12 protein-coding genes and 2 tRNA genes are annotated in these 18521 nt (G+C 71.5%); 11 read left to right on the top strand and 3 right to left on the bottom strand.

The genetic code is table 11. The annotated features are described in order from the left end of the window. The first annotated feature begins 29 nt into the window (after window positions 1-29). Complete coding sequence (locus ACF1CT_RS04815; RefSeq protein WP_391782319.1) at window positions 30-1679, top strand: long-chain fatty acid--CoA ligase; 1650 nt, start codon at window positions 30-32, stop codon at window positions 1677-1679. Window positions 1680-2144: 465 nt separating this feature from the next. On the opposite strand, the gene ACF1CT_RS04810 is transcribed toward ACF1CT_RS04815, so the two are convergent. Together ACF1CT_RS04810 and ACF1CT_RS04805 are read right to left on the bottom strand one after the other, a co-directional pair. Then, a complete protein-coding gene (locus ACF1CT_RS04810) occupies window positions 2145-6368 on the bottom strand; it encodes a PAS domain-containing protein (RefSeq protein ID WP_391782318.1) in 4224 nt (1407 codons plus the stop codon). A 238-nt stretch (window positions 6369-6606) separates the two neighbouring features. Further along, on the bottom strand, window positions 6607-7074 hold the full coding sequence (locus tag ACF1CT_RS04805; RefSeq protein WP_391782317.1) for an SSI family serine proteinase inhibitor: 468 nt from the start codon (window positions 7072-7074) through the stop codon (window positions 6607-6609). A gap of 292 nt (window positions 7075-7366) precedes the next feature. On the opposite strand from ACF1CT_RS04805, the gene ACF1CT_RS04800 reads away from it, so the two are divergent. Together ACF1CT_RS04800 and ACF1CT_RS04795 are read left to right on the top strand one after the other, a co-directional pair. Next, window positions 7367-7457 (top strand) — tRNA-Ser (locus tag ACF1CT_RS04800). A gap of 324 nt (window positions 7458-7781) precedes the next feature. Further along, window positions 7782-7854, top strand: a tRNA-Arg gene (locus ACF1CT_RS04795). Window positions 7855-7962: 108 nt separating this feature from the next. Here the strand turns inward: ACF1CT_RS04795 and ACF1CT_RS04790 are convergent. Beyond that, window positions 7963-9069: a hypothetical protein gene (locus ACF1CT_RS04790; protein ID WP_391782316.1), complete on the bottom strand. Its 1107-nt coding sequence runs from the start codon at window positions 9067-9069 to the stop codon at window positions 7963-7965. Window positions 9070-9443: 374 nt separating this feature from the next. On the opposite strand from ACF1CT_RS04790, the gene ACF1CT_RS04785 reads away from it, so the two are divergent. The 8 genes from ACF1CT_RS04785 to ACF1CT_RS04750 all read left to right on the top strand — a co-directional run bounded on the left by ACF1CT_RS04785 (window position 9444) and on the right by ACF1CT_RS04750 (window position 18417). Then, a complete protein-coding gene (locus tag ACF1CT_RS04785) occupies window positions 9444-10277 on the top strand; it encodes an SDR family oxidoreductase (RefSeq protein ID WP_391782315.1) in 834 nt (277 codons plus the stop codon). A gap of 154 nt (window positions 10278-10431) precedes the next feature. After that, complete coding sequence (locus ACF1CT_RS04780; protein WP_391782314.1) at window positions 10432-11499, top strand: helix-turn-helix transcriptional regulator; 1068 nt, start codon at window positions 10432-10434, stop codon at window positions 11497-11499. Window positions 11500-11762: 263 nt separating this feature from the next. Beyond that, on the top strand, window positions 11763-12776 hold the full coding sequence (locus ACF1CT_RS04775) for an ABC transporter substrate-binding protein (RefSeq protein WP_391782313.1): 1014 nt from the start codon (window positions 11763-11765) through the stop codon (window positions 12774-12776). Between the two features lie 89 nt (window positions 12777-12865). Continuing rightward, on the top strand, window positions 12866-13999 hold the full coding sequence (locus ACF1CT_RS04770; RefSeq protein ID WP_391782312.1) for a FecCD family ABC transporter permease: 1134 nt from the start codon (window positions 12866-12868) through the stop codon (window positions 13997-13999). Continuing rightward, entirely contained in the window at window positions 13989-14933 is a 945-nt protein-coding gene (locus ACF1CT_RS04765; protein WP_391782311.1) for an ABC transporter ATP-binding protein, read from the top strand. Before ACF1CT_RS04770 ends, ACF1CT_RS04765 begins: the two co-directional genes overlap by 11 nt. Further along, window positions 14930-16438, top strand: a complete 1509-nt coding sequence (locus ACF1CT_RS04760; protein ID WP_391782310.1) for an MFS transporter — start codon at window positions 14930-14932, stop codon at window positions 16436-16438. Before ACF1CT_RS04765 ends, ACF1CT_RS04760 begins: the two co-directional genes overlap by 4 nt. 45 nt (window positions 16439-16483) lie before the next feature. Further along, window positions 16484-17455 carry a DUF2797 domain-containing protein gene (locus ACF1CT_RS04755; protein WP_391782309.1) on the top strand — a complete coding sequence of 324 codons (972 nt, stop codon included), beginning with the start codon at window positions 16484-16486 and terminating at the stop codon, window positions 17453-17455. 59 nt (window positions 17456-17514) lie between these two features. Then, window positions 17515-18417 (top strand): amidohydrolase family protein, encoded by a 903-nt coding sequence (locus ACF1CT_RS04750; RefSeq protein ID WP_391782308.1) that lies wholly within the window; start codon window positions 17515-17517, stop codon window positions 18415-18417. The last annotated feature ends 104 nt before the right edge of the window (window positions 18418-18521 follow it).

The raw sequence follows: 18521 nt of genomic DNA, 5'->3' as shown, positions 1-18521 counted from the left end.
TGCCGCGTAGCGCCCACCGGGAGGACGCCGTGCTGAGCACCATGCAGGACGTACCGCTGACTGTCACCCGCATCCTCGAACACGGGATGACCATTCACGGGAAGTCTCAGGTCACGACCTGGACCGGCGAGCCCGAGCCGCAGCGGCGCAGTTTCGCCGAGATCGGCCGACGGGCCACCCAGCTGGCGAACGCCCTGCGCGACGAACTCGGCATCGACGGCGACCAGCGGATAAGTACCCTGATGTGGAACAACGCCGAGCACGTCGAGGCGTATCTCGCGATCCCGTCGATGGGCGCGGTCCTCCACACGCTCAACCTCCGGCTCCCCGCCGAGCAGCTGATCTGGATCACCGAGCACGCCGACGACAAGGTCGTCATCGTCAACGGTTCCCTGCTGCCGCTGCTCGCGCCGGTTCTCCCCCGCATGGCGACGATCGAGCACGTGATCGTCACCGGTCCCGGTGACCGCTCGCTCCTCGACGGCGTGCGGCCCCGGGTGCACGAGTACGAGGAACTGATCGCGGGCCGCCCGACCACCTACGACTGGCCCGCACTCGACGAACGCCAGGCTGCGGCCATGTGCTACACCTCCGGCACCACCGGCGAACCCAAGGGCGTCGTCTACTCCCACCGCTCCATCTACCTGCATTCCATGCAGGTCAACATGGCCGAGTCGATGGGCCTGACGGACAGGGACACCACGCTGGTGGTGGTCCCCCAGTTCCATGTGAACGCGTGGGGGCTGCCGCACTCGACGTTCATGTCCGGCGTCAACATGCTCATGCCGGACCGGTTTCTGCAGCCCGCACCGCTCGCCGACATGATCGAGCGGGAGCGGCCGACCCATGCCGCCGCCGTTCCCACCATCTGGCAGGGGCTGCTCGCCGAAGTCCTGGCCAACCCGCGCGATCTCACCTCCATGGCCCGCGTCACCATCGGCGGCGCCGCTTGTCCCCCGTCCCTCATGGAGGCGTACGACAAGCTCGGCGTGCGCCTCTGCCACGCCTGGGGCATGACGGAGACCTCGCCGCTCGGCACCATGGCCTTCCCGCCCGCCGGCCTGACCGAGGAGCAGGAGTGGCCCTACCGCGTCACCCAGGGCCGCTTCCCGGCCGGTGTCGAGGCACGGCTGGTCGGCCCCGGCGGCGAGCACCTGCCGTGGGACAACGCCTCGGCCGGTGAGCTGGAGGTGCGCGGTCCCTGGATCGCCGCCGCGTACTACGGGGGCGCGGACGGCGAGGCTCTGCGCCCCGAGGACAAGTTCAGCGAGGACGGCTGGCTGAAGACCGGTGACGTCGGGGTGATCAGCGAGGACGGTTTCCTCACCCTGACCGACCGGGCGAAGGACGTCATCAAGTCCGGGGGCGAGTGGATTTCGAGCGTGTCGCTGGAAAACGTGCTCATGGCGCACCCGGACGTGTCCGAGGCGGCGGTCGTCGCCGTCCCGGACGACAGGTGGGGCGAGCGCCCGCTCGCGACGGTCGTGCTCAAGGACGGCGCCACCGCCGACTACACGGCGCTCCGGGACTTCCTCACCGAGTCCGGCATCGCCAAGTGGCAGTTGCCCGAGCGCTGGACCGTCATCGAGGCGGTGCCGAAGACGAGCGTCGGCAAGTTCGACAAGAAGGTGATCCGCAAGCGGTACGCGGAGGGCGAGCTGGACATCACCCGCCTCTGACCTGCCGACCGGTCGGGTACGAGGGCGCGGCACGGCGATGAGGTGCGGCGGTGCGGTACGGCTGTGCGGCGGTGCGGTGCGGCGGTCAGGCGCTGTGGTGATATCTCGGTGCCTCGGTGCCTCGGTGCCTCAGTGCCTCAGTGCCTCGGTGCCCGATGCCGGGTACCGAGGTTGGGACAGTCATGACGCGGGCGGGACGCGGCGATGCGTGCCGCCCGCGCGTCGTGCGTCGCGGCCGATTGCCCCAGTCCGATCGACGACGGTCCGACCCGCCCTGGTCCGACGCGGTCCGGTCCGACTCGACTCGACCCGGTCCGGGCGGACCTGATTCGATCCGGCCGGGCGCGCGCCCACTCGGATCCGGCTCACGCCGTTCCGGATCGGCGCGCGGGACCAGCCGGTACGCACGGATCTGCCGGTACGCACGGATCAGTTGGTGCGAACGTCTCTGCCCGTACGTACGGATCAGTTGGTGCCGATCTTCGCGAGCAGGTCGACGATCCGTGACTGCACCTCGTCGCTCGTGGAACGTTCGGCCAGGAAGAGGACGGTCTCGCCCGTGCTGAGCTTCGGCAGGTCCGAACCTGTCATGTCGGCGGAGGTGTAGACGACCAGCGGAGTCCGGTTCAACTGGCCGTTGGCGCGCAGCCAGTCGACGATCCCGGCCCGGCGGCGGCGCACCTGCATCAGGTCCATCACCACCAGATTGGGCCGCATCCGCCCGGCGAGGGTCACCGCCTCGTTGTCCGTGGCGGCCCGCGCCACCTGCATTCCGCGGCGTTCCAGCGTCTCCGTCAACGCCAGGGCGATCTCCTCGTGCTCCTCGATCAGCAGTACTCGCGACGGATGCTGCTCGCTGTCGCGTGGGGCGAGGGCCTTGAGAAGCACGGCCGGGTCGGCGCCGTACGCGGCCTCCCGGGTCGCCTGGCCCAGGCCGGCCGTCACCAGCACCGGGACCTCGGCCGCCACCGCCGCCTGTCGCAGCGACTGGAGCGCCTTGCGGGTGATCGGCCCGGTGAGCGGGTCGACGAACAGCGCGGCGGGGAACGCCGCGATCTGGGCGTCCACCTCCTCGCGCGAGTGCACGATCACCGGCCGGTAGCCGCGGTCGCTCAGCGCCTGCTGGGTGGAGACGTCGGGCGCCGGCCAGACGAGCAGCCGACGCGGGTTGTCCAACGGCTCCGGGGGCAGCTCGTCGTCGACCGGCTGTGGCGACGGACGGTTGGACACCTCGACGGCGCCGCCCGGCCCGTCCAGCGGCTCCGGTCCCTCGGCACCCTCGTCGGGCGCCCCTATCGCGTACGCGCGCCCCTCGGCCTCCGGGGCCTGGAGCAACTGCCCGTGGGCACCGTGGGGCGCGTGACCGCCCTGGGCCGCCGCCTGGACCGGCACCGGTGCCGCTCCGGACTGAGGGGGCGCGGGCTGCGGGGCGCGCTCCTCCTCCGGCGGGGCGGCGAGCTTGCGTCGCCGCCCGGCACCGCCGGGCGCCTGGTTCGGCTGCTGCGCGATGTGCTGGGCGAACGGCACGCCCTGGCCGAGTGTCCGCACGCTGAACGCGCGTCCCTGCGTCGAGTCGGACGAAGCACCGGCCGTCGGCGCCTCCGCGGGCAGCGGCTGCCGCCGCCCGTCCGGACCGGACATGAGGTCGTGCCCGTGGCCGTCCGACGACGCGGGGGCCTCGGCGGCAGCCGACACCGGCGTGGAGCCCGTGGCATGGGTGGTCCGGCCGACCACGGGGTGGCCCGGATCGTCGCCGGGGCGGGTGCCGGGCTGGTTGCCGGGCGTGCCGACAGCCCGTTCGTCCGGGGCGGGCGGCACAGCGGTGCCGTGCCCCGGGGCGTCGTACTCCGGCTGTCCGCCCTGCCGCGCGGTCTGCTGCTCCGGGCCGTGGCCCGTGGCCGCGTCCTCGGGGCCGGCGGCCTGCTCGGGCTGCTGGGCGGTGTCGCCGTGACGTGCCCGACGCCGTCCGGTCGGTACGGGGTGCGCCCGGGGCGGAGTGTGGCCGTCTCCCGGCGCGACATGTGCGGCGTCGTGACGTCCGGGGAGCGAGGCGTCCGCTTCGGCGGGCGAGGCGGCGTTCCGGTCCGCATCCGCGGGCGGCAGGGCGAACGGCGTGCGGGGACCGGCGGGCTCGGCCTGGGCGGACCGCTCCTGCGCGGCCGCCAGGGTCCGCCGGGCCCGTCGCCCGGTCGGCTGCGGCACCGGGGCGGCGCCGTCACCGGTCCGTGGCAGCCCACCGTCGACGGAACCATCGGCGGAAGGAACGGAAGGAGCGGAGGGAGCGGAGGGAGCGGAAGGAGCGGCGGGCAGGGCCAGGGCCGACGGGTTCTTGCCACCGGGGCCCGACTGACCGGGCAGGTGCGCACCACTCGCCGGAACGGGAACGGGCGTTCCGGCCGGAACACCCTGCGGCGGCACGGTCCGCCCGCGCTGCGGACGGTCGGCGCCTCCCTGCGCGCCCTCGGCCGCGGTCACCACCGCCCCCTCCGAGGGCGCCGATGCCGCGGGCAGCGCCAACGCCTGGCCCGGACCCTGCCGCTCCGGTGCTTGCTGTCCCGGTGCCTGCTGTCCCGGTGCCTGCTGGGGCAGTGACGGCAGTTGTGCCGGGAGCGGGTGCAGACCGGATTCGGCCGGACTCGGCCGCCCCCGCCTGCGCCCCGATCCCTCGCCCTGCTGAGCGGGAATCCTGTCGTGCTGCCCCTGACCGCCCGCGGTCTCCGGGGCACCCTCGCCCTCCGGAGCGTGGCGTGCCCGCCGCCGCCCGGTCGGCTCGGCCACCGCGTTGCCGCCGGACGTGTCACCGGTCCCGGAACCGATACCGGAGCCGGAATCCGCTACCGCACCCGCGGCGCCCACAGGGCTCTCCAGGAACGCGTCCGTGGACGGCCGGCGGGCCCGCCGCCGCCCACTGCCCGGCACATCCGGACCGGTTTCCGGCCCCGGCCCCGGCGCCGGGGCGGAATCCGTCCCGGACTCCTGTCCCGCGTCCGGCGTCGGTACGGGTGCGGGTGCGGGTGCGGGCATCGGCTCCGCCGTCGTCGCGGTCGCCACCGTTCCCGAGCCCGCGCCCAACGGCACTTCGAGCACGTAGGCGCTGCCGCTCATGCCCGGAACCTCGTGCGTCTGCAGCACGCCGCCGTGCGCCTGCACGATCCCGCGCACGATCGGCTCGTGCACCGGGTCGCCACCGGCGAACGGTCCGCGCACCTCGATCCGTACGACCTCACCGCGCTGCGCCGCCGCGACGACGACCGTCGAGTCGACATAGCCGCTCCCCGGCACCAGACGGGCCTTGCCGGTCGAGTCGACCCCGGCGACGTCCGCGACCAGGTGGGCGAGCGCGGTCACCAGCCGTCCCGCGTCCACCTCCGCCTCGATCGGCGGGGCGTGCACCGCGAACTGGGCGCGTCCCGGACCGATCAGTTCGACGGCGGCGTCGACACCGGCCGCCACGACCGAGTCGAGCAGCACGTTCGTCTTGGACAGCTCCTCCGCGCCGGAGTCCAGGCGCTGGTAGCCGAGCACGTTGTCGACGAGCGTGGTCATCCGGGCGTAGCCGGCGGCCAGGTGGTGCAGGATCTGGTTCGCCTCCGGCCACAGCTGGCCGGCCGGGTCGGCGGCGAGCGTGGAGAGTTCGCCGCGCAGTTCCTCCAGCGGGCCGCGCAGCGACTCGCCGAGCACGGCGGTGAGCTGGGTGTGCCGGGCGGTCAGCGCCGCCAGCCGTTCGGCCTGCTGCTCCAGTTCGGTCGTGTACCGCTCGGCCCGGTCGGCCAGTTCCGCCTCGTGCCGTTCCGTCAGACCGGTGACCTCGGAGTCGTGCTTCGTGGTCAGCCCGTCGATCTCGGCCTTGTGCTGTTCCTCAAGCTCTTCGTGGGGCCTGCGGTCGGTGAACGTCATGACCGCGCCGACGAGCTGGTCCCCGTCCCGGACCGGTGCGGTGGTCAGGTCGACCGGAACCCGCGCCCCGCTCTTGGACCACAGGACCTGTCCCCGCACCCGGTGCTTGCGTCCGGACCTGAGGGTGTCGGCGAGCGGCGACTCCTCGTACGGGAACGGCGATTCGTCCGCCCGCGAGTGCAGGACCAGCGTGTGCAGTTCCCGGCCGCCCAGGTCGCTGGCGCGGAAGCCCAGGATCTGCGCGGCGGCGGGGTTGACGAGGACGACCCGGCCGTCGGTGTCCGTGCCGACGACGCCCTCGGCGGCGGCCCGCAGGATCATCTCCGTCTGCCGCTGCGACCGGGCCAGTTCGGCCTCGGTGTCGACGGTGCCCGACAGGTCCCGTACGACGATCATCAGGAGCTCGTCGCCGGTGTAGCCGCCGCCGTAACCGCTCGGGGAGTCCTTGTACGCGGCGTGGCCGTCCTCCAGCCCGGCGCTGCTGACCTCAGCCGGATATTCGGTGCCGTCGGTCCGGCGGGCGGACATCCGGGTCGGCTTCGTGCGGCCGTGCGTGTTGGCTGCGGATTCGGGCCGGCGCATCGACCCGGGGATCAGCCGGGAGTCGAACTCCGGCAGCAGGTCGAGAAGCCCGCGCCCGACCAGCGCGGTGCCCGGAGTCTCGAACATCTCCAGGGCCACGCTGTTCGCGTTGACGACCGTGCCGTTGCAGTTGACGAGCAACAGCCCGTCGGGCAGGGCATCGAGTATGGCTGCGAGGCGAGCAGTGCCTCGGGACGGCCTGCTGCTCACGACGACGCTTCCTCCCTGATTACCGCACCTTGCCGACAGCGGGCCCCATCTTGCCCCTCGGGCCGCGGGCTGTCACGGAAGGAGTCTAAAGGCAGGGGGAGGGCAGGGGGTGGCGGATGAGGGGGAGCTCTCACCAAGGTTCGGTGTACGCGGCGTGGTGCGCCGGTCCGACGGCACCGGGCGGGACGCCCGGGCGGGGGGATCACGGGGCCGGGTACCACCGGCCGGGCGGGCGTGTTCACCGGATGTCCGGCAGCACCGGTCGCAGCGTGTTCCAGCGCGAGATCTCGCAGCCGTCAGCCCGGTTGAACGCCGCGTCGACGTGCCGCCCCTGCCAGGTTCCGGTGATCCGGGCGGTGGCCGGCCCCCCGTACTGCAGGGTGCACATCGTGCCCCCGGGCACCGGAGTGAACGGGTCCGTTCCCTCGGCCGCCAGCTCCTCCAGCCGGTCACAGCCCCGTCCTGCCGCCGGATGGCTGCCGCCCGTGGGCTCGCACTCCAGCTCGAAGACCCCCTCGGCCGAGGGATTCCCGACTTTCGCGACTGTCACCGTCAGCCGGGTGCGGGCGCCGTCGGCGCCCTGCGGCAGGTGCAGCGGCCACGGAAGCGGGACCGGGACCGGGCCGTCGGCGGCCGCGGCGTCCGGGACCGCGGCGGACAGCACGGCGAGGGACGCGACGGCGGTGAGGGCGAGGCGGCGCAACATACGGGCTCCTGTGCTTGTGTCCTCCGGCGAACGAAGCCGTGCGGTATCCGGGACGAGGACGGGAACGGGCGGAACGGGGTGGAATTGGGCGGAACAGGGTGGAACTGGGTGGAAGGCCGGGAGGCCGGGGACTCCTTCCCTGCTCACCAACGCGCGTCACGCCCCGGCGTTGCGGGCCCCGAGCACTTTGCCCTCGCGCCCGACTGCCTAGTACCGTAGGCATCGATTGGTGGCACGACGCTCGACTGTGTCATCATCTGCACGCACCGTTCGCGCTTGCGCGAGGTGTGCTGGAGGCGTCGCCTAGTCCGGTCTATGGCGCCGCACTGCTAATGCGGTTTGGGTCTTAAAGCCCATCGAGGGTTCAAATCCCTCCGCCTCCGCTCGACGACTGAAGCCCCGTGCCATCGGCACGGGGCTTCAGTCGTACACGGGCCTCGGTCGATCCGTGCGTACCCGCTCTCATGTTCCGTGCGTACCTGTCCGCGCCCGGCTCGGCACGGCTCGCGGGCTCATCCGGACGGATGCGGTCCGGTGGTGACTCGGCGGTGGTCCCACACGGGTCGGACCGCGAGCGCCACACGCCGCAAGACAGCGCGTTTCCGCAGGTCAGAGGTGGTTTGGCTAATGGATTTCGCGCTACGCCGCAGGTCATGTAATGTTGTTCCCGCAACGCCGACCGGGAAGAAAAAAACCGGGAAGCACAAGCACTCGTAGCTTAACGGATAGAGCATCTGACTACGGATCAGAAGGTTGCAGGTTCGAATCCTGCCGAGTGCACACAGCTGAGAGGCCCGGACGAAAGTCCGGGCCTCTTGCGTTATGCGGCGTACAGCAACCGCCCCGACTGCTGGCGGCCGTCGTCGGCCGATGACACCGTCCATGGTGCTAGAAGAGGTTGGCCGGGGTGCCCTGCGCGAGGTTCTTGAGGATTGTGCGCAGCCATGGGCTGCGCACGGCTGGTAGCCGGACCAGGGTGTGCTGGAACGTTCCCCAGTCGGCCCGGAGCAGGTAGTTGGGGAGCAGCGGGAGCGGGTCGTCGCGGAGGACGTCCTGGGGTATGCGGCCCGACGCGGGAACCGGCAGGCAGGGCCGGGGGGAGACCAGCCACAGCCACACACCCAGCGGCAGGGGTACCGGGTACGCCGACGCGGGTGGGGTGGCGGGGGACCAGGTCCGACCCGTCTGGGGATGGAGCGGTACGAGGAGGATGTCGACGCCCGCGTCCGGGGAGGGCTGTCCCGGTCCGGCCAGGACGGCGTGCCGCTTCGGGGGGCCTGCGGGCAGCAGGGCGTCGAGCGCGCGTTGGAAGACGTCCGTGGTCAGACCGTCCGGGACCTTCACCGGCTGCCCTCGGGAGGCAATCAGCAGGTGGGCGAGCGCCTTGCCGACTGCCGCCTCCCACTGCGGACTCCACGACCAGTAGTGGTTCGACCCCAACCGCCCTCCCCACGTGGCAATCGGCTCGAACGGGGGCGTTTTCTCCGCCTTCTCTGCCAGCTCCGTCCAGGAGAGGGGTGCGGCGTGGATACCGTCAACGGGGACGCGGTGCACGGTGTCCGGGCTGAGCCGCACTGTCTGCCAGAGCGAGCAGTCGTCGACCCTGGTCGCTACCGGGAGGCCGCATGTCCCGCAGACCATGTTGGGCCCGTCGGCTCCGTCGAGGCCACAGCAGGCACCGCCGCGCTTCTCAGGGATCAGGCGGGTTCCACGGATGTCACCGGGCGCGATGACACTCGCCCCGGGCGTGCCGTCGGACAGGGCGTGGACCGGCGCGTAGATGCCGCGTGCCTCCGCCTCGCCCGGATCGATCTCGTCCCACATCCGCCACGGCCCTCCCCAGGGGTCCGGGTCGACGGCGAACGTCCCTGACCGCATGAGCACGGGAAGCTGGGTTCCGTTCCCGTACTTCTGACGGGCGTGGACCGGCAGTGAGACCTGGGACAGCGGAGTGGTCAATTCGGCGCCGCATCCCGCACACACGAAAACGAACAAATATCCTCCGCCTGGGAAACGGACGCATCTTCGCAGCTCGTTCGGCAGCCGGCCAACATGTTTTCTCATCCGTTGCGGTAGGGGGCGCCTGCCACCGACGTGGCGCATCGACGCGGGCAGTGCGGGCACGTGCCGTTCGCGCCCCCGGTCGCGGCAGGCGACTCACTCGGCGTTCGGATTCCCGGTGCGCTGTGGTGCCTCCCGAAGTGGCGGACATCCGCCCGTTCTCGTGAACGAGGCCGAGGGCCTGCGCGCTTCCGGATATCAGTGATTCTTGATGTCGTTCGGGAGTGCAGGCGTCTCCTTGACCTGAAGTCCGATTGAGCTCTTAGCGTGTCCCGGAGTTGCCCAACTGACGACGGGAGAACGCGCTCATGATCCTGGTGACCGGGGCCACCGGAAACATAGGAAGTGCATTGCTGGGGGAATTGCACGCATGCGGTGCGGGGCCGCTGAGAGGGTTCACCCGTGACGCCTCACGGGCGGCGTTTCCTGCGGAGGTCGAGGCCGTTGAGGGCGACTTCACGGTGCCGGGGGCGTTGAAGCCCGCTCTGGGCGGGGTGCGCTCGCTGTTCCTGTTGTCGCGTGTGGGCCCGGACGCGGACATCCTCGCGGCAGCCCGCCGGGCGGGTGTGGAGCACGTGGTGCTGGTGTCGTCCATCACCGTCCGGACCCATCCGCACCTGGGTCCCGCAGACGAGAACCGGGCGGTCGAGCGGCTGCTCAAGGACAGCGGCATGGCCTGGACGATTCTGCGGCCGACTCAGTTCGCCTCGAACGCTCTGATGTGGGCGGCGGCGATCCGTGACGGTGAGACGGTCCGCGCACCGTATGCGGACATCGGGCTGCCCACGATCCACCCCGCGGACATCGCGTCGGTGGCGCGGGTCGCGCTGACCGAGCCCGGTCACCGGGGGCGGACGTATGCCCTGACCGGTCCGGAGCCGGTGACAGCCCGGCAGCAGGTCGAGGCCATCGCGGCAGCACTCGGGCGGGAGGTGCCCTTCATCGAGATCAGCCGACAGGAGGCCCATTCTCGGATGGCCGGGGTCTTCGGGGACGAGGCAGCGGATGCGGTGCTCGACGTCACGGGCGGAGACGTCAATGACGAGTTGCTCTCGGTGCGTGACACGGTCTCGCAGATCACCGGCTCGCCGGGCAGACCGTTCCGGCAGTGGGCCGCGGAGAACGCCGACATCTTCCGCTGAGACGCTCGGCCGGTCATCGCTGAACTCGTCGAGGGACACCAGGCAGGTGGTCCGGCCGGCGACAGGTGAGTAAGGGTACCCTTACTTGCGTAAGGGTGATCGTTTCCTCGTGGATTCGGGGTGAGGCATGTCGGGCCGGTTTTCGGTTGCTTCCGTGCGGGGGTTCGCGGAACTGGAACGGCAGTACCGCGCGTTCTACGCGGCCATCGCCGTGCGGCGGGAGCTCGGGAGCGGGGCCGTGGTGCACGAGGTGCGGCCCGAGGTGGGGGACGGGCACATCACGGTGTACGAGTTGCTCGAAGGGGTCACGCTGACCCTGTACGACGTGGCGTTCCACGACGAGCTGGTCCTCGATTTCGACCTCGGCGGCGAGTACTTCGAGCTGGAGTACTGCGTCGACGGTCTGATGCTGCTCGAAGAGGCGGGTACGGGGGCGTCGGTCTTCGGGGCGGGGCAGTTGTCCATCTCGCACTCGCGGGCCTCGGCCGGGCGGCTGACGCGCCCGGCCGGGCAGCGCTACCGGGGGGTGTCGGTCGCTGCCGAACGGTCGGCGACCGCCGCGTTCTTCGGGAGCGTCGGGGCCGGGGCCTGGCAGGAGAGCGTCGAGGGGATGCCGGCCGCGGAGCGGGACGCGCACTATCTCGGGCGCCAGGCCCCGCCCGAACTTGCCGCCGCCTTCGGGGACCTGTTCGTGTGCACGCTGCCCGTCCGCTTCAGGGCGCTCTACTTCGAGGCGAAGGTCATGGAGATCTTTGCCCGGATCGTCTCCCGCGACGACATTCCGCGGGAACCTGCCCAGCTGCCGCTCGCGGAGTACGAGATCGAGCGCATCCGGACGGTTCCGACGCTGTTGATGGAGAACCTGCACGAGCAGCACACCGGCGAGTCCCTCGCCCGCGCCCTGCGGATGAACCCCAAGCGGCTCAGCCACGGGTTCAAGCAGCTCTACGGCGACACGATCTTCAGCCATCACCGCAACGAGTGCCTGCGCCGGGCCTCGTTGCTGCTGGTGGAGACCGACCTCAGCGTGGCGGCGATCGCGTTGCGGGTCGGTTATTCCAGCCCCAGCAACTTCTGCTACGCCTTCAAGAAGCGGTTCGGGCGGACCCCGCGGCAGTACCGGGCGGAACGGAGCGGCGTGGGGCGGAGCGGTGCGGGCGTGCGGGGTGTGGGGCGGAGTGGTGTGGGCGTGCGGGGCGGGGTGGGCGTGGACGCCGCGTAGCCAGGGGTGCGCCGGGCGTTGACGCCTCGTGGACCGAGGGGCGCGGGCACCTCCGTGACCGAGGGGCGCGGGCGCCTCTCGTCCCGTGACCGGTCCGGGGCCGTGGCGGCGACGCGGTCGTAGGGGTCGTGGGGGCGGTGGGTGTAATGGGTGCCGGGCGCGTTCGCTCCACATTTCGGGGGAGCGCTCTCCGTACGGTTTTCGCTTTCGTCCCTTTCAGCATGAGGCCGTGGCCGTCGCCACGCCCGGCTCGAAAGGACATCGTGAACGTCTCCCCGATACGCGTCTGCACCGCGCTCGCCGTCGGTGCGGCTCTGTTGCTCAGCGGTTGCTCGACCCCGGCGGAACCCGCCCCCGGGCGGACCGGCGCGGCGGCGCCGTCCGGTCACTACCCGGTCACCCTCGACGTCGTCGACGACGCCGGCGGGAAACTCACCCAGACCGTCGAGAAGAGTCCGGAGCGGGTGGTGGTCATCGGGCAGGCGCTCGCCGAGTTGATGATCGAGTTCGGTCTGGAGGACCGGATCGTGGGCGTCGGCTATCTCGACAACTCGTATTCGGCCTACGCGGACCGGATCAAGAAGCTGCCGAAGATCTCCGACCAACTGCCCTCCAAGGAGGCGATCCTCGAACGGCGGCCGGATTTCGTGCTGACCATGTCGTTCGCGCTGAAGCCCGACAAGATCGGTGAGGTCCCGTTCTGGAACACCCGGGGCGTGGAGGTGCTGCCCGCCGTGAACTACACGGTGGGCCGGGACCTGGACAGCTACTACGAGGACGTGCGCCATGTCGGCGAGGTCTTCGGGGTGACGAAGCGGACCGAGGCCTACATCGCGGAGCAGAAGGCGAGGATCGCCGCCATCGCCGAGCGGGCGAAGAAGGCCCAGGACTCACCGAAGGTGCTGCTGGTCGCCAGCGGCGGTCGGGACACGTACGACTACTATTCCCCGTCGCTCGGGCTCGTGGACGAGATGGTGAACGGGGCCGGCGGTACGTACATGGAGCTGACCCGGGACACCTACGCGCAGCTCTCGCTCGAATCGATCATCTCGGCGAACCCGGACCGGATCGTCGTGACGGAGTTCCAGAAGTCCGACGGGGAGAAGTCCCGGGACCGGCTGCTGCGTGATCCCCGGCTCAGGAACGTCACCGCGATCAGGAACGGCGACGTGATGATCGCGGACTACACGACCTCCATCCGCGGCTCGCTGGCGCTCGCCGATCTCTGTGAGAAGGTCGCGGCGTTCGTGCATCCCGACCTCTTTCCCGCCTCATGAGCGGGCCCGGTGGGAGTGGGTCCGGCGTGAGTGGGTCCGGTACGCGTGTGCGTGGCACGGGCGGGCCCGCTGCGGGGGGTCCCGAGGAGATGAGCGGCGGCGACGTCGGCGTCGGCATCGGTGCCGTTGCCGTTGCCGTTTCCGTCGCCGGACGGGAGCGGCGGCGTGGTGGGGCGCGGGGGGTGCCGCTGCCCGTTCTCCTGATCGTCCTCGGGCTCGCGCTGGGGGTCTCGGTCGTGGCCTCGGTCTCGATCGGGCAGGTCGGCATCCCCTGGGGGGAGTCGTTCCGGATCCTGTCCGGCAAGCTGACCGGGACCGGTGCGGGCGGTGATCCGATGGCCGTGGACGTGGTCTGGAACATCCGTTTTCCCAGGGTGCTGCTGGCCGCCGTGGTCGGGACCGGGCTCGCGCTCTGCGGAACGGTCATGCAGGCGGCGCTGCAGAACCCGCTGGCCGACCCGTTCGTGCTCGGCATCTCCTCCGGTGCCTCGCTCGGTGCGACCTTCGCCCTTCTCGTGGGGTTCGGGGCGGCCGGGGTGCTCGGCGGGATCAGCGGCTTCGGCGTCCCGTTCTGGGCGTTCCTCGGGGCGCTCGGGGCCGCGGCACTCGTGCTCGGTGCCGGGAGCATCGGTTCGCGCACGTCGCCGGTCAAGCTCATCCTCGCCGGAACCGCGGTCAACGCCCTGTGCGGGGCCGCGTCCAGCGCGCTCGTCTACTTCGCCAACAGCGCCGAGGGCATCAGGTCGGTCACCTTCTGGACCATGGGCAGCCTCGCCTCCGCCGCGTGGGACACCCTGCCGGTCGTCTCCGGGGTCGTCCTGGCCGCCACGGCCTTCTTCCTCTTCCAGGGCCGGGTCATGAACTCGATGCTGGTCGGCGACGAGGCCGCCGTCACGTTGGGGATCAACCCGGGGCTGTTCCGGCGGATCTACCTGGTCATCGCGGCTCTGGCCACGGGGGTGCTCGTCGCCTGCTGCGGAATCATCGGCTTCGTGGGCCTGATCGTGCCGCACATCGCGCGCAGTGCAGTGGGCCCCGATCACCGCAGGCTGCTGCCGGTCACCGTGCTGTCCGGAGCGCTGTTCCTCGTCTGGGCGGACGTCGTCGCCCGGGTCGCCGTCCCCAACGCCGAACTGCCGATCGGCATCGTCACCTCGGTTCTCGGCGCCCCCCTGTTCATGTACATGCTCATCCGGAAGGAGTACGGCTTTGGTGGCGCGTGACGCGGGGGCCGCCGTCCCCGGGCGGGGCCCCGATCTGTGCGCGGAGCACGTGTCGGTCCGGCTCGGCGGGACCCCGGTCGTCCACGACCTGTCCCTGCGGGTCGCCGCCGGTGCCTTCGTCGGAGTCGTCGGCCCGAACGGCTGCGGCAAATCCACGTTTCTCAGGAGCGTCTACAAGGTCGTCCGGCCGCACTCCGGGACGGTGACCCTGGGTCAGCTGGACGTGCTGGCGAGCCGGCCGGCCGCGGTCTTCACCGAACTCGCCGTCGTGGCCCAGTTCAACGAGCTGAGCTTCGATTTCACCGTCGCGGAGATGGTCGCGATGGGGCGCACGCCCCACAAGCGCCTGTTGGAGACCACCGGCTCGCACGACCGCGCGATCGTCGCGGACGCGTTGCGCCGGGTCCGGATGGAGGCGTACGCCGACCGCACCTTCCAGTCGCTGTCCGGCGGCGAGAAACAACGTGTCGTCCTCGCGCGGGCCCTCGCCCAGGAGCCCGGCTTCCTCATTCTCGACGAGCCGACCAACCACCTCGACATCAAGTACCAGTTGCAGATCCTGTCCCTCGTCGGGGGGCTCGGCATCGGGGTGCTCGCGGCCCTGCACGACCTGACGATGGCGGCCCGCTACTGCGATGAGCTGTATGTGCTCAAGGACGGTTCCGTGGCGGCACGCGGGGCGCCCGAGGAGATCCTCACGCCCGCACTCGTCCGCGAGGTCTACGAGGTCGAGTGCGAGACGTACCGGAACCCGGTGACGGGGGAACTCGCCCTGGCCTTTCTCGACGGCCGCCGTGACCGGAGTGGCCACAGTGACCGGAGTGGTCGCAGTGACCGCAGTGACTGCCATGACTGTCGTGATTGCCATGACTGTCGTGACCGCCGCGTTCGCCGGGTCCGCCAGGGGAACTCCACCATCGAGGAGCGCTCGTGAGCCCACGTCATCAGATGCCCCTCGTCGTCTCCTGTCTCGCCACCTTCCTGCTGCTCGCCTACGCCACGATCGTGACGGTGGCCATCCCCGCCGTCGCCGACGGGCTGCACACCGATTTCGCCGCCCTGCAATGGGTCGTCGACCTGTACACCCTCGCGCTCGCCGCGCTCCTCGTCGTCGCCGGTGCGGTCGGTGACGTGATGGGGCGTCGCCGGGTGTTCGTCGCCGGGTTCGCCCTCTTCACGCTCTCCTCGCTCGCCTGCGGACTCGCTCCGGACGTCGGGGCGCTGATCGCGTTCCGGGGCGCCCAGGGTGTCGGTGGGGCGGCGATGTTCGCGACCACGCTCCCGCTCATCCGGGCCTCCTACAGCGGTCGGGAGCAGCATCGGGCCTTCGCCGTCTGGGGTGCGGTGGCAGGGCTCGCGGCGGCGGTCGGCAACGTGTCGGGCGGACTGCTGGCCGAGGCGCTGGGGTGGCGGTCGATCTTCCTGCTGGCCGTCCCGCCCGGCGTGCTCGGTGTGGCCCTGGCCGTGCGCTTCCTGCCCCGCGACCCGGAGCGCGACGAGCGCCGCGTGGATCTTGCCGGAGCCGCCCTGCTCGGCACCGGACTCGCGGCTCTGGTGGTCGCCGCGTTGCTCTACGGCGAACACGGTGCGGGGCCCGATCCTTTGGCGGCGGTACTTGTCGCGTGCGCGGGTGGCGTCGCCTTCGTGGTGCGGGAGCGCCGTACGCCCGATCCGCTCGTCGACCTGGCACTCTTCCGCCACCCCCGGTTCCTCGCGGTGGTCGCGGTGGCGTTCGGCTACTACTTCGCCGCGTTCGGGCCGCTGACCGTGCTGTCGTCCTGGTTCCAGGGTGCCGCCGGGCTCGACGCCGTACGGACGGCCCTGCTGCTCTCGGTGCAGCCGGCCGTCTTCTTCGTCGTCTCGGCGCTGGGCGGGGCCGCGCTCCAGCGTGCCCCGTTGTGGCTGCCGCTCGCCGTCGGCACCGCTCTCTGCGGCGTCGGTTGCCTGACTTTCCTGCTGCTCGGCCTCGCGTACGGGCCTGCGGCGCTGGTGCCGTCGTTGGTGCTGACCGGGGTGGGCGCGGGCATGGTCTCCCCGGTGCTGCCGTCGGCAGCCATGCGGGACGCCGACCCGGCGCGGGCCGGAGTGGCCTCCGCCGTGGCGAACACCGCGCGGCAGGTGGGCCTGGCCCTGGGGGTCGCGGTGTGCGGCGGCCTGTTCGTCGGGCTCTCGGCCCCGGGACGGGCCGCGTACACACGGGTGCTCGGCGAGGTCGGTGCGGTCGCGGGGGCGGTGGCCCTCGCCACCGCGGCCCTCGCGGTCGCGCTGCTGCGGCGGCAACGCGACCGGGTACGAGCCGTCGACGCGGAAGCCGTGGGGTCTGCGGGGATCACGGATTCCGCCGGGTCAGCCGATTCCGTGGGGTCGGTCGGTTCTGCGGGCCCACAGGTTCCGCCGGGTCAGCCGGGACGAGCGGGGCGGAGTGACACCGACCGGTAGCATCGCCGGGTCTCTCAGCAACCGCGAAACGGCCGGAGTTCAACCATGGGCTGGCAGTGCACGGGGCTGCGGTGGCCGACGGAGGACGGCGGGCCCGCGCTCGGCTGGCAGCGCGGCGGCACCGTGCGGTGGAGCACGCTCGCTCGCGGGACGGAGCTCGGATTCCGGGTCGCGGGGCCGCGGCGGTGCACCGGTGCGCGCGGGCACCCGTGTCCGGTGGGGGCCGTGGTGGCCGGGAGGAGCACGGGAGCGCGATGCCCGGAGTGCGCGCGGCTGGACCGGGCGCACTCGGTGGCCGCCGACACGATCGCCGACGATCCCCGGACGTACCGCGTGTACCTCGCCTGGTTCGGGCCGGGGATGGTGAAGGTCGGCATCACCGCCGAGGAGCGGGAGGCGGCACGGCTGCGGGAGCAGGGGGCCGTGGTGTTCAGCTGGCTCGGCCGGGGGCCGCTGATGGCGGCGCGGCGCACCGAGGAACTGCTGCGGTCGGCGCTCGGTGTGCCGGACCGCATCCCGTACGCGGCGAAGCGGGCGGTACGCGCGGCGCTGCCGAACGCCGAGGAACGGCGGGCGGAGGTGGCGGAGCTGTACGGGCGGGCCGTGGCGTTGGAGGGGGCCGGGTGGCCGGAGTCGTTGCAGCGGCTGCCGTTCGGGACGGTCGACCATGCCGGGCTGTTCGGGCTGGCCGGTGACGTCACGGTGACGTGCGCGGTCACCGAACTGGTGGACGGGGGCGTGGTCGCGGGACGACTGGTGGCGGCGGCCGGTCCCGATCTGCATCTGGAGACGGGGAGAAGCGGGGACGAGGAGAGGGAAGGGGAGAAGACGGAAAGGGAGGGGGCGGATGCGGAGGCGAGGAAGGGGGAGGCGAGGGGAGTGACGGAGAGGGGGGTCGTGGTGGTGGATACCCGGTTGATGGTGGGGTGGGTGCTGGAGGGGGCCGATCCACGGGCCGCGGTGGACGTGCCGGTGACCGGCATCGGGGCCGGTGGTGTGCAGGACGGGTTGTTCTGAGATCGTCGGTTCGGCAGGGGCGGGGCAGACGATGCCGGGCATGTGGTCGGGAGGCCGTGATGAGTGGTGACGCCGACGCTGTGGTGAGTGGTGACGCCGACGCCGTCGTGAGGTTCTGGGGGCGGCTGGGGCTGCCGGGAATCATCGATGTGCACACGCACTTCATGCCGGAGCGGGTGCTCCGCAAGGTCTGGGCGTACTTCGACTCCGCCGGGCCGCTGACGGGCATGGAATGGCCGATCGAGTACCGGCACGACGAGGACGAGCGGCTCGCACTGCTCCGCTCGTTCGGTGTGCGCCGGTTCACCTCGATGCTCTATCCGCACAAGGCCGGGATGGCCGCCTGGCTGAACGACTGGGCGGCCGGGTTCGCGCGCCGGGTCCCGGACTGCCTGCACACCGCGACGTTCTTCCCGGAGGACGGCGCCCAGCGGTATGTGAGCGAGGCCGTGGAGGCGGGGGCGCGGGTCTTCAAGGCGCATGTCCAGGTGGGTGCGTACGACCCCAACGACCCGTTGCTGGAGCCGGTGTGGGGGCTGCTCGCGGAGGCGGGCATTCCGGTGGTCACGCACTGCGGATCCGGACCGGCGCCGGGAAAGCACACAGGGCCCGAACCGGTCGCCCGGCTGCTGGCCCGGCACCCGCGGCTGCGGCTGGTGGTGGCGCACATGGGGATGCCGGAGTACGCGGATTTCCTGGCGCTGGCCGAGACCTACCCGGAAGTGCGGCTCGACACGACGATGGCGTTCACGGACTTCACGCGGGACACGAGTCCGTTTCCGGTGGACGGACGCGGGCGGCTCGCCGCGCTCGGGGACCGGATTCTGCTGGGGACGGACTTCCCGAACATTCCGTATCCGTACGCGCACCAACTGCACGCGCTGGAAAGGCTGGAGCTCGGGGACGACTGGCTTCGGGCGGTCTGTCACGGGAACGCGGCGGAGCTGTTCGGCGTGGACTGAGGACACGAGGACACGAGGACACGAGGACACGAGGACACGAGGACACGAGGACACGAGGACACGAGGACACGAGGACACGAGGACACGAGGACACGAGGACACGT

It is taken from the genome of Streptomyces sp. NPDC014734, from assembly GCF_043083325.1.
Lineage (GTDB): Bacteria > Actinomycetota > Actinomycetes > Streptomycetales > Streptomycetaceae > Streptomyces.
The sequence above is the reverse complement of the archived record's forward strand: the minus strand, read 5'-3'. Positions and strand labels throughout refer to the sequence as shown.

What these genes read in the sequence shown, in the direction of transcription:
- ACF1CT_RS04750 (WP_391782308.1), top strand. Translation starts at nt 17,515, where the DNA reads ATGAGTGGTGACGCCGACGCTGTGGTGAGTGGTGACGCCGACGCCGTC.
- ACF1CT_RS04770 (WP_391782312.1), top strand. Translation starts at nt 12,866, where the DNA reads ATGAGCGGCGGCGACGTCGGCGTCGGCATCGGTGCCGTTGCCGTTGCC.
- ACF1CT_RS04785 (WP_391782315.1), top strand. Translation starts at nt 9,444, where the DNA reads ATGATCCTGGTGACCGGGGCCACCGGAAACATAGGAAGTGCATTGCTG.
- ACF1CT_RS04755 (WP_391782309.1), top strand. Translation starts at nt 16,484, where the DNA reads ATGGGCTGGCAGTGCACGGGGCTGCGGTGGCCGACGGAGGACGGCGGG.
- ACF1CT_RS04805 (WP_391782317.1), bottom strand. Translation starts at nt 7,074, where the DNA reads ATGTTGCGCCGCCTCGCCCTCACCGCCGTCGCGTCCCTCGCCGTGCTG.